Consider the following 10,990-nt stretch of genomic DNA (forward strand, 5'->3'; position numbering starts at 1 on the left):
CGTGTGCGATAACACCGGCACGATTGCATGGCTTCAGGGGGCCGGTGGCTCGCGTTCCGGCAAGGCTTTGTCGCCTTTGTAGTCGGCGGTAGCGATCCAGGCGGCACAAAACAGCGTCAAACGGGCGAAGAAGTAGAAGAACGCCATCAGCCCGATCACCGAGCCGAAGGCCGCGCCGGAAGGCGATTTCGCCACCTGCGGCAGCGTCATCGTCATCACGAACTTGATCACCTCAAATCCGATGGCGGCGAGCAAGGTACCGCGCAGCAGCGCTTTTTTCTTCGGTTTGTGGCGCGGCAGCATCCAGAAAATCCACAGGAACAGCAGATAGTTGGCGAAAATCGAGATCGACAGCGCGATCGTCGTCAACGCCGGCCGCAGCCATTCGATGCCGTCCAACCCCAGCGCGTTGACGATCGCCGCCTGTGCCGATCCGGCGACCGAGGTCAGCGACAGCGTAATGATCAGCGCGACCACCAGGCCGGTCAGCGAGATGAAGTCGCGGGTGTACTTGAAATAGATTTTCTCCTGATCCTGCGGATTGCGCTCCCAGACGTCACGCGACTGTGCGCGGATCGCCTCGCGCAGGTTGCCCATCCAACTGATGCCGGAATAGAGCGCCAGCGCCAGACCGGTCAACCCCACGGTGGTACGCTGCTGAATGGCGGTGTTGACGGTGTTCTTCAGCGTGCTGGCCAGCGTCGGATCGCTGATGCTGCCGACGATCCGGTTGATCAATCGGGCCAGCAGATCCGGGTTGGAGGCCAGCACGAAACCGGCGGCGGCGAATGACACCATCAGGATCGGGATCAGCGAGAGGAATGAAAAATAGGTGATGGCGGCGCCGAACTGGCTACCCAGCCGATCGTTAAAGCGTTCGGCCGCGCGCAGCAGGTGCGCAACGCTCGGCCAGGCTTTGATGCGTTCAATCAGACGTGAAAAACCACCAATGCGGCGGTCGAGGGTCTCATGGCCGGTCTTGATGGCGATAAGCGGCTTCGGCGGCGTATCTTGTGCGGGCTGGCGGCGTTCCTGGTCTGGTCCTGTAGGCATTACTTCACGATTTCCTTAACGTTAAACGGCATGTATCCGTATTGATTATAGCCAAAGCCTCGCGGCGTTTTGAGCGCCGGGGCGGCAAACGGTCAATTTCCGAGCTTAACGCGTTAGCGCCTGGCATGAAATGCCGACGATGGCGCGATAGGTAAAATTCCTATGAAAAGCCCGTGGCGCCTCGGTTTTTTTCACTTCCCTACCTCCAATTTTTATCTGTTTCGTCGGCGAGAAAGCGTTTACTCATGATGTGGCGTCGCGCTTTACCGACCGCCGCTCCGCTGCAGCCGTAGGGGCTGGAACGGTCTCATCCGTCATCAACAGAAAAACTGGAAGGTCTTATGAAATTGCTTAATCACCCCACCTGCCGTCCGTTTACCGAAGCGGGCAATCTGTCGCAGCTTTCCGCCTACTATGAAGAGGAGAGGCATATCATGTGGATGCTGCTGCGCGCTGCGCCCCGCCCCTGCTTCAACCAGGCGCTGATCGAAGACATCATGACGCTGGCGCAGGCGGCGAAGGAGTCTTCGCTGCGATTCGATTTCTGGGTCACCGGCTCGCTGGTGCCGAACATGTTCAACGTCGGCGGCGATCTGCAGTTCTTCGCCGAAGCGATCAAAAACCGCAGGCGCGAGGCGATGATGGCCTACGCGCGGGCCTGCATCGACTGTGTGCATGCCGCTGCGCGCGGTTTCGACACCGGCGCGGTCAGCATTGCCATGGTTGAAGGTAGCGCGCTGGGCGGTGGCTTTGAAGCAGCGCTGGCGCACCATTTCGTGTTGGCGCAGAACAATGCGCGCATGGGGTTCCCGGAGATCGCGTTCAACCTGTTTCCCGGCATGGGCGGTTACTCGCTGGTGGCGCGCAAGGCGGGCATGCGCTTGGCTGAGGAGCTGATTTGGGGCGGCGAGTCGCACACCGCAGAGTGGTTCGAGAGCCGCGGGCTGGTGGATCAGCTGTTCCAGCCCGGCGATGCCTATATGGCGACGCGCACTTTCATCGATACCATCCGGCCGAAGCTCAACGGCATGCGCGCCATGCTGCGGGCGCGTCAGCGCGTATTGCAACTGACGCGTTCCGAGCTGATGGATATTACCGAGGATTGGGTCCACTCGGCCTTTACCATTGAGGAAAAAGATCGCGCCTACATTGAGCGGCTGGTGATGTTGCAGGATCGCCACACCCTGAACCTGCGTCGTGCCGGCTAACGTTAACGCGCCCGCCTCACGCGGAAGGTGAGCGCGGGCGATAGGACTGCAGCCAATGCTCCAGCTGTTCCGGGAGCATTGGCCGCGCAAACAGAAAGCCCTGTTTTTCGTCCACGCCGACCTCGTCGAGGAAGTGGTTTTCGCTCTCGGTCTCCACCCCTTCGGCGATCACCCGGAAGGCCAGCGCCTCCGCCGCCGCGACGATCGCGCGTACCAGGGATTGCGATACCGGATTGAAATTCACCCCGCGCACGAAGCTTTTATCCAGCTTGATGGCGTCCAGAGGAATACGCGCCAGCTGCGCCAGCGACGAATAGCCGGTGCCGAAGTCGTCGAGATGCACCTGCGCGCCCAGTTCGCGTAGCCGGGTGATCAGCGCGCGCGCGCGGTTCTCGTCTTCAATCAGGCTGCTTTCGGTCAGCTCGAAGTCCAGCAGACAGGGGGCCATGCGATGGTGGCGCAGCACCCCGAGCAGGTCGTTGACGATGCCGTCGTCGGCCAACTGCCGGGCGGAGAGGTTGACCGCTACCCGCAGGTTCAATCCCTGTTCTTGCCACTGCGCTGCCTGGCTGGCGGCGGTCTGCAGCACCCATTGGCCCAGCGGGCCGATCAGGCCGGACTCCTCGGCGTAGGAGATGAACTGCAGCGGCGGGATCAGGCCGCGCTCCGGCGAATCCCAGCGCACCAGCGCTTCCACACTGTGCACTTCGCCGCTGCGCGCGTCGATTTTAGGCTGGTAATACAACACCAGCTGATTTTGCTCCAGCCCTTTACGCAGATTGGTGTCCAGCCACATGTATTCGGCGACGCGTTTGTTCATCTCCGGCGAGAAGACGGTATAGGTGCGTTTGCCGTGCTCCTTGGCGACGTACATGGCGGTATCGGCGCTGCGGATCAGGCTGTCGAGATCGTTGCCGTGCTCCGGGCACAGCGCGATGCCGATCGAACAGCCGGTATACACCTCAATCAGGCCGATGCGGAAAGGGGTTTTCAGCCTGTCGATAATGCGCTGCGCCAGCGTTTGCAGGCGCTCGCGATCGGTTTGCGGCGCCAGCACCAGAAATTCGTCGCCGCCGAGGCGGGCGAGCACCTGATCCGGGCTCAGGCAGCCGAGGATCGCCAGCGCGACTTCGACCAGCAGCCGATCGCCGAACATATGGCCGTAGGCGTCGTTGACCTTTTTGAAGTTGTCGAGATCGAGGTACACCAGGCCGAAGCTCTCTTCGCTGCGCGTAGCGATGGCGTGGTTGATCTTATCCTGGATGGCGTTACGGTTAGGCAGGCCGGTGATAAGATCGGTGTTGGCCAGCACCCGCAGCCGTTCCTGCGCACGGCGTTCTTCGGTGATGTCGGTGCCGGAGCAGATCAAAAACACCTCGTTCTTGCCGCTGCCGCTGTGCACGAACTTATTGCGGAACAGAAACAGCCGTTCGCCCTTGACCGTTTTTACCCAACGCTCCACCTCATAAGACGATCCGTTGCGGAAGAAGCCGGCGATGTTGCGCCGCGAGGCGGCGGCTTCTTCCGGGCTCATAAACAGCTGGAAAACGTTTTTGCCGATCACCTCGTGTTCGTGCAGCCCGGTGTACTCCTCGCTCAGCCGGTTGAAACGCTGAATGCGGCCGTGCTGATCGACGATCACGATCACCGAGTTGGCTTCGGACACCACCTGCTCGGCAAAGGAGAGGCCGTGCACCAGATCGCGCGCCACGGATGGGGTATCGCTGAAGGCGGAAGCGGTGCCCGCCCATTCGAGGTTGTTGACGCGGCGCCCGACCAGATGCAGATGCAGCGGTTCGCCGGCCAGCGTAATGGTCAGCTCAAGGCTGGCGGTTACGCCGCTCAGACGGCGAATTTTCGCCGCGTCCATGGCGCTGAGTGCCACCGCGACGTGGGCTTTGCCCTTAACGGCGGACAGCTCCAGGGCATTGCTGTCAAACGCCAGCCGCCAGTGGGGGCTTTGGGTGCCGAAGTGGGCGTTAAGAAGCTCAGGGCCTTGGTCTGCGGGCATGATGATTCCTCAAAAGAGCACGGGCGGCCGGTCGGCGCAGCTCCGGGCAGCCTGTTGGCCCGAAAGCGATCGCCGTACGCATCTGTGCATCATATAACAGGTTTTTGCAGGCGGGACGGGTGATGGAAACTATTATATAAGCAATGATTAGTTTTGCGGTGTAAATGTCGCCCGGCGGCCGCTTGCCTTAAAGTGTAGGAGAACATCGGATCCTATGATGCTTGTACTGACTTCCCCCTGCTATCGGAAAACGGTTGAGGCAAGATTGCCGTGCTGGCGAGTAAATTATAGCGGTGAGGGGAAAGCGGAAAAATAACTCCACCGGGGGGATTTTTGCCGAGAAATTAAAATTTCCATCAAATAAACGCCATCTTCATAGTTTTCTCATAATTGGTGAATAAATCCGAGACGGGTTTTAAAAAGTTTACACACCCTCGCATTACTTGAATTTTATCAGCCTATTATTATCTCCGACGACGAATGAGCCTGTTAACGTACAGCGCTCCTGATGAAGAAAAACTTTTAAGGAAATGATTATGCGTAAATTGACGGCTTTATTTATTGCTTCCACGCTGGCTCTGGGTTCTGCTTCCGCGGCGTTCGCCGCCGATACGGTGGCTGCCCCGGCGGCGGATGGCGCGCCGATGAAAATGATGCATCACAAGGGTGAAGGTAAAGGCGGCCCGTTCGCCGGGTTGAACCTGACCGAGCAGCAGCGCCAGCAGATGCGCGATATCATGAAAGAGTCGCACCAGAAGCGCGGGCCGGGCATGAAAGAAGAACGCCAGGCGCTGCACAATCTGGTCGCTTCCGACAGCTTTGACGAAGCGAAGGCGAAGGCGCAAATTGACGCGATCGGCAAAGCACAATCCGAACGCATGCTGGAACGCGCCAAAGCGGAAAATAAAATGTATAACCTGCTGACGCCTGAGCAGAAAAAACAATACAATGAGAATTATCAGAAACGCGAGCAAAAGATGATGGACCACATGAATAAAATGAAGGAGCAGATGTCCTCCGGTCAGTAATATCCGCTCGCGGTGAGTAAAAAAGGGCCAGGCTATTTGTCTGGCCCTTTTGCTTACCTCACTACACGTCCCGTTAAATAACGGGTTTTCCCTGGTGTTGTGCGCGAGTAAAACAGTCTGTTAACCTTTATTGATATTTTTGAATTGTCGGGTTGTTTCCGTCAAAGCCACTTCGGTGGGCAAGCGCTCCATGGAGCTGGCACCATAGAATCCGTTGACTAAAGGGCAGTGTTGCATAATGTAGGCTGCATCCTCTGGCGTTGCGATAGGGCCGCCATGACACAGAACGATCACCTCTTCGCGCACGCGTTTCGCGGCTTGAGCCCACTCGTTGATCAGGGGAACGCAACCCGCCAGCGTCAGCGCCGTTTCCGCACCGATATTGCCACCGGTGGTCAGCCCCATATGCGGTACGATGATGTCGGCACCGGCCTGCGTCATCGCGATGGCATCTTCTGCGCTGAACACATAAGGTGTGGTCAGCAGATCCTTTTCATGCGCCAGGCGAATCATGTCGACTTCCAGCGCATAACCCATGCCGGTTTCTTCGAGATTGGCGCGGAAGTTGCCGTCGATCAAACCAACCGTCGGAAAATTCTGTACGCCGGAAAAGCCGATAGCCTTGATGTCATTAAGGAATTTATCGAACTGACAGAACGGGTCGGTACCATTGACCCCGGCTAAAACCGGCGTGTGTTTGACGACCGGCAACACCTCTTTTGCCATATCCATAACGATGTCGTTCGCATTACCGTAGGCTAGCAAACCCGCCAGAGAACCTCTGCCCGCCATGCGGTAGCGGCCCGAGTTATAAATGACGATCAGATCGATACCGCCGGCTTCCTCACATTTTGCTGAGAGGCCGGTTCCGGCTCCGCCGCCGATGATCGGCTCGCCACGGGCAATCATTTCTCTGAATTGAGTCAGCAGTTCCTGACGGGTATTTTTAGCCATGTTTAGCTCCAATCAAAAATGAGCGATCTCCCTGAACTGTTGCACGGCGAAGGCGGCAAAGCGGGGATCGTTAATGTTATAAGGGGTCTTGATCAGGCGGCGTTTTTCCGTGACGCGCAATGTAGTTTCCAACGCGTCGGCAAAGGCGGCCAACGCCTCCGGATCCCAAAACGGTTGCCCTGGCGCATCCAGTGCGGAAACGCCGCCCTCGGGTATCAGGAAACGCACATCGCCTTCGCAAGCATTGAGTTTGTCGCCGATCCAACGGCCCATCAGCGCATTCTCTTCCGGCGTAGTGCGCATCAGCGTGACTTGGGCATTGTGCTGATAAAATTGGCGCTGAGCGTATCGAGCTGGAACGCTGTCCGGGTGGGAAAAGTTCACCATATCCAGGGCGCCACAGGATATCACGCAGGGAATGCCGGTGCGTGCGAGAGCGCCAAAACGATCCTCGCTGCACGCCAGTACGCCGCCGAACAGGTAGTCACAAACTTCGGTGGTGGTCAGATCCAGCACGCCGTCCAACAAATGGCTATCGATCAGTTTTTCCATCGCTCTGCCGCCGCTGCCGGTGGCATGAAACACCAGGCAATCCAAGCTCTCTTCGAGCGCCGCCGTGGCGGCTTGAATACAGGGGGTGGTCACACCGAACATCGTGAGGCCGACGGCCGGTTTGCTGTCGACGGTCGCTTGAGCGGCGAAGCGAACGGCGCCGGCGATTTGATGCGCTGCGTTGCCCAGCACGGTGCGGGAGATGCGGTTCAATCCGGCAACGTCAGTGACGGAATACATCATGCAGATATCGCTGGCTCCGACATACCCGGAGACGTCACCGGAGGCCATGGTGGAAACCATCAATTTAGGTAAACCGATCGGCAGCTGTTGCATAGCGGGGGTGATCAATGCGGTACCGCCGGAACCGCCTAATCCGAGTATTGCAGCGACGTTACGGCGCGACAGCATGAACCTTTCAAACGCCTGCGCCATAGCGGCAATCGCCTTGCCTCGATCGCCACAAAAGACGGCGCGTTCGCCATCAGGATGGCAGTGAGCGACAGTAGCGGCAGAGATATCGGCCTGGTAGCTGCCGGGTGCTAACGGTTGGGTGGAAAGATCGACGGTCAGCGTGGGTAACCCGGTTTCGGCGATCAGGCTGCGCACATAAGCCAATTCCCGTCCTTTGGTATCCGCTGTGGTTGCAATGTAAATCACTGCCTGATTGTCGTTCATTAGCCTCTTCCTGACGTAGGGTTCAGATGGCCGACACGCTGATTTATAATTTATATTTTAATATGTTAGTAAAAATGAATTCCCTGGTGCTGACTAAGAGAGCTGAGCGTAGTCGGTGAATTCCTCATCATAATGAGACGGTAGTATCATTTATGCAAGTCTAATTCGTATCGAATGAGATGAAAGTCTCATTTTCGGCGTGAGGGAAAGCGAGCCCTGCGTACGCTGCATGGCGTAATAGCTGACAAGTTTGTTACAGTGGACTTTATTCGCCAAGTCTATGTTAGACGGGCGTAGAGAAAGAAGAGGTTGCTGTGCCATTAATCGTATCTACCCGCTTGACTCATATCCGGGCCAGAACTCGTAAGCTGTTGCTTGACAGCGCGATGGAATTGTTCGATGGCGGTGCCTTTCCTTCGATAACGGAGTTGGCTCAACATGCGCAAGTTTCGCGTGCGACAGCTTACCGTTACTTCCCTACGCAAAGCGATTTGATCACCGCCGTTGTGGCTGAAAGTCTGGGGCCCATTTTGGAGTGGCAGCCGAAAGACGACAGCGCCGAAGCGCGGATACTGCAGCTGCTCAGTTTTGCTTATCCGCAAATGGAACAGCATGAGGGGGCGCTGCGAGCGGCCCTGCAGCTTTCGTTGCAGCAGTGGGCACTGGCTCGGTCCAACACCGATAAACCGGGTGAGAAGCTGGTGCGCGGCAACCGCAAGCGTCTGTTGGCGCTGGCGGTAGAACCGTTGCAGGGCAAACTGCCGCCGGATTCTCTACAGAGAGTGATTCATGCTTTCTCGCTGATTTACGGCTCGGAGGTATTCCTGGTGTTGAAAGATATCTGGGGGCTGGAACTTGAGGGCATTCAGGACGTCACGCAATGGATGGCCAAAGCCATCCTGCGTCAGGCGGAAGAGGACGCGACGAACCGCAAAAAAACATCAGCAGGATAATCCAATTTTTGCCGATGACCGAGTGAAAAACCAGCATAATTCACTGAGTGAATATTGGCAAAATTTATAATTAAAAGTGATAAAAGACGCCTGTTAAGCACTTTTCAGGCGGCCATCTCCTTCATTCGATCTTTGTTTATATTTTTATTTATCAGCGTATTAAGGTTTTTCCTCTCACTTATTATCGCCGCTTCGCTACCGGCAAACGTCATTGCCATTTCTTATTGGCGTTGGCCTGATTCACCCCTGAAACGTTCTCTCCCCCCGCCGAACTGCCGAGTGACACATTAAGCGCACTTGAGATTGTTGTGCTTTATTTATTTGGTGTTACCAAACTGTTACACAAAAAATCTTATAAAACATTTGCAAACAACAACGGACGGTATCTGGGATGGAGAAGAAACTTAGAGGAGTCAAATCCGCTCGGGCGGCCTTCGGCTGGCCTGAAATCGGAGTTCATCGCGCACAATGGAGCGCGATGCTGATCTGCCTGACGGCGATCGGCGGGGCGCAGGCCTCCAGCTATATAGAGAACGGCAAAGCGGGCGATCCGGCCAGTTGGCGCAGCAGTGAGTTCAACGCGGAATGGGGGCTGGGAGCGATCCACGCCGACCAGGCCTACGCCGCCGGTTATACCGGAAAAGGCATCAAACTCGGTATTTTCGATCAGCCAGTCTACGCCAAGCACCCCGAATTTTCCGGCCCAGATAAGGTGATCAATCTGGTTACCCATGGCACTCGCGAATACACCGATCCCTATATTCCAGTGAAAAAAGGCGATGACTTCCGCTATGACGGTACGCCAAGCACCGACTCCAGTGGCAAATTAGGCTCGCACGGCACCCACGTGGGCGGCATCGCCGCCGGCAGCCGCGACGGTGGCGCCATGCATGGGGTGGCATTCAACGCGCAGATCATCAGCGCAGAAAACGGCGACCCCGGCCCGGAGGACGGCATTGTGCTCGGTAACGACGGCGCGGTTTACCAGGCCGGCTGGGAGGCGCTGGTGGCCAGCGGCGCGCGCATCATCAATAACAGTTGGGGCATCGGCATCACCGAGAAATTCGATGAAGGCGGGTATGACCCGGCTTATCCGCACTTTACGGTGAACGACGCGCAAAAGCAGTTCGATCAGATCAAAACGATCCTGGGCACCAAGCCCGGCGGCGCCTATCAGGGCGCGATCGACGCGGCGCGCAGCGGCGTGGTCACCATCTTCGCCGCCGGCAACGACGGTAACCTCAACAACCCGGATGCCATGGCCGGCCTGGCCTATTTCGTGCCGGACATCGCGCCGAACTGGCTGTCGGTCGCCAGCCTGCAGGATCCCACCAATAGCGGTGATTACAGCATCAGCACCTTCTCTTCCCGTTGCGGCTATACCGCCAGTTTGTGCGTCTCGGCACCGGGTACCCGGGTGTACAGCTCGGTGATCGCGGGCACCGGTGTGGACGACCTGACGACCGGCTATGCCAATAAAAGCGGCACCTCGATGGCGGCGCCGCACGTGGCCGGCAGCGTTGCGGTGCTGATGGAGCGTTTCCCGTATCTGAATGGCGCGCAGGTGGCGGAAGTGCTGAAAACCACCGCCACCGACATGGGCGCGCCGGGCATCGACGCGCTCTACGGCTGGGGGATGATCAACCTGGGCAAGGCCATCAACGGCCCGGGCATGTTCTATACCGTCGAAGATATTCCTGCGGAGTTCCGCATCCCGGATCCGACGGGCGTGGCCTACGGCCCGACCCAGTTCGTGGTGGATTTGCCGGGCGTCGGCGCGGTGCTGGATAAGGGCAAACCGACCGAGCGCGTCTGCAGCGATGTGCTGTGCGGGCTGGACGTCTGGAGCAACGATATCTCCGGTCACGGCGGCCTGACCAAGCAGGGCATCGGCACCCTGGTGCTGACCGGTAACAACACCTATGCCGGCCCGACGCTGGTCAATCAGGGTCGGCTGGCGATCAACGGCTCGGTCACCTCGGCCGTCAGCGTGCAGAGCGGCGGCATCGTCGGCGGCAGCGGCACGGTCGGTTCGCTGACCGCCCGCCGCGGCGGCACCGTGGCGCCGGGCAACTCGATCGGCACCCTGAACGTGGCGGGTAACGTCAGCTTCGAAACGGGCTCGCGCTACGCGGTGGAAGTGGGGCCGAACGGCCAGAGCGATCGGATCCAGAGCAGCGGAGCGGCGACGATCGGCGGCGGCGAGGTGGCGGTGACGCTGGAGAACAGCGCCAACCTGCTGACGCAAAGCGAGGTGCGCAGCCTGCTGGGCCAGCAGTACACCATCCTGAGCGCGCAGCAGGGGGTGAGCGGGCAGTTTGACGCGGTGGCGCCGAACTACCTGTTCCTCGGTACCGGGCTGAGCTACCAGCCGACCGGGGTGACGCTGAGCGTCGGGCGCAACGGCACGAGCTTCGCCAGCGTGGCGCAGACCTCGAACGAGCGGGCGGTGGCGGCGGCGGCGGATGCGCTGGCGGCGGGCAACCCGGTGTACGAGAGCCTGCTCAACAGCGGCACGGCGGGCGAAGCGCGGCAGGCGTTCCGTCAGCTGTC

At 58.5% G+C, this 10,990-nt stretch carries 8 protein-coding genes; 4 read left to right on the forward strand and 4 right to left on the reverse strand.

Annotated features, from left to right (window positions below; all coding sequences use genetic code 11):
• Nucleotides 1-33 precede the first annotated feature (33 nt).
• Complete coding sequence (yhjD, locus tag ACJ8J5_RS24165; RefSeq protein ID WP_025304632.1) at nt 34-1,053, reverse strand: inner membrane protein YhjD; 1,020 nt, start codon at nt 1,051-1,053, stop codon at nt 34-36.
• Nucleotides 1,054-1,394: 341 nt separating this feature from the next.
• Here yhjD and ACJ8J5_RS24170 point away from each other — a divergent pair, with 341 nt between their 5' ends.
• Nucleotides 1,395-2,261 carry a crotonase/enoyl-CoA hydratase family protein gene (locus ACJ8J5_RS24170; protein ID WP_025304631.1) on the forward strand — a complete coding sequence of 289 codons (867 nt, stop codon included), beginning with the start codon at nt 1,395-1,397 and terminating at the stop codon, nt 2,259-2,261.
• 16 nt (nt 2,262-2,277) lie between these two features.
• Here ACJ8J5_RS24170 and pdeR read toward each other — a convergent pair whose 3' ends face one another.
• Nucleotides 2,278-4,272: a cyclic di-GMP phosphodiesterase gene (pdeR, locus tag ACJ8J5_RS24175; protein WP_043142947.1), complete on the reverse strand. Its 1,995-nt coding sequence runs from the start codon at nt 4,270-4,272 to the stop codon at nt 2,278-2,280.
• 536 nt (nt 4,273-4,808) lie between these two features.
• Between pdeR and spy the strand changes: the two genes are divergently transcribed.
• Nucleotides 4,809-5,300: an ATP-independent periplasmic protein-refolding chaperone Spy gene (gene spy / locus ACJ8J5_RS24180; RefSeq protein ID WP_089196346.1), complete on the forward strand. Its 492-nt coding sequence runs from the start codon at nt 4,809-4,811 to the stop codon at nt 5,298-5,300.
• Nucleotides 5,301-5,420: 120 nt separating this feature from the next.
• Here the strand turns inward: spy and ACJ8J5_RS24185 are convergent, their stop codons facing one another.
• Together ACJ8J5_RS24185 and ACJ8J5_RS24190 are read right to left on the reverse strand one after the other, a co-directional pair.
• Nucleotides 5,421-6,254 carry a phosphoenolpyruvate hydrolase family protein gene (locus ACJ8J5_RS24185; RefSeq protein WP_049209485.1) on the reverse strand — a complete coding sequence of 278 codons (834 nt, stop codon included), beginning with the start codon at nt 6,252-6,254 and terminating at the stop codon, nt 5,421-5,423.
• A gap of 12 nt (nt 6,255-6,266) precedes the next feature.
• The gene (locus ACJ8J5_RS24190; protein WP_173890403.1) at nt 6,267-7,484 is read right to left on the reverse strand and encodes a Tm-1-like ATP-binding domain-containing protein; all 1,218 of its coding nucleotides are present in this window, start codon (nt 7,482-7,484) and stop codon (nt 6,267-6,269) included.
• A gap of 314 nt (nt 7,485-7,798) precedes the next feature.
• Here ACJ8J5_RS24190 and ACJ8J5_RS24195 point away from each other — a divergent pair, with 314 nt between their 5' ends.
• Nucleotides 7,799-8,437 (forward strand): TetR/AcrR family transcriptional regulator, encoded by a 639-nt coding sequence (locus ACJ8J5_RS24195; protein ID WP_049209482.1) that lies wholly within the window; start codon nt 7,799-7,801, stop codon nt 8,435-8,437.
• Nucleotides 8,438-8,915: 478 nt separating this feature from the next.
• A partial coding sequence (locus ACJ8J5_RS24200) for a S8 family serine peptidase (protein ID WP_442520502.1) occupies nt 8,916-10,990 on the forward strand: 2,075 nt, incomplete at its 3' end.

It is taken from the genome of Serratia sp. CY43202 (assembly GCF_052168755.1).
GTDB lineage: Bacteria > Pseudomonadota > Gammaproteobacteria > Enterobacterales > Enterobacteriaceae > Serratia > Serratia bockelmannii.

Bases quoted from the DNA above. Each gene is read 5' to 3' on its own strand.
- yhjD (WP_025304632.1), bottom strand. From the start codon at position 1,053: ATGCCTACAGGACCAGACCAGGAACGCCGCCAGCCCGCACAAGATACG.
- pdeR (WP_043142947.1), bottom strand. From the start codon at position 4,272: ATGCCCGCAGACCAAGGCCCTGAGCTTCTTAACGCCCACTTCGGCACC.
- ACJ8J5_RS24190 (WP_173890403.1), bottom strand. From the start codon at position 7,484: ATGAACGACAATCAGGCAGTGATTTACATTGCAACCACAGCGGATACC.
- ACJ8J5_RS24185 (WP_049209485.1), bottom strand. From the start codon at position 6,254: ATGGCTAAAAATACCCGTCAGGAACTGCTGACTCAATTCAGAGAAATG.
- ACJ8J5_RS24170 (WP_025304631.1), top strand. From the start codon at position 1,395: ATGAAATTGCTTAATCACCCCACCTGCCGTCCGTTTACCGAAGCGGGC.
- spy (WP_089196346.1), top strand. From the start codon at position 4,809: ATGCGTAAATTGACGGCTTTATTTATTGCTTCCACGCTGGCTCTGGGT.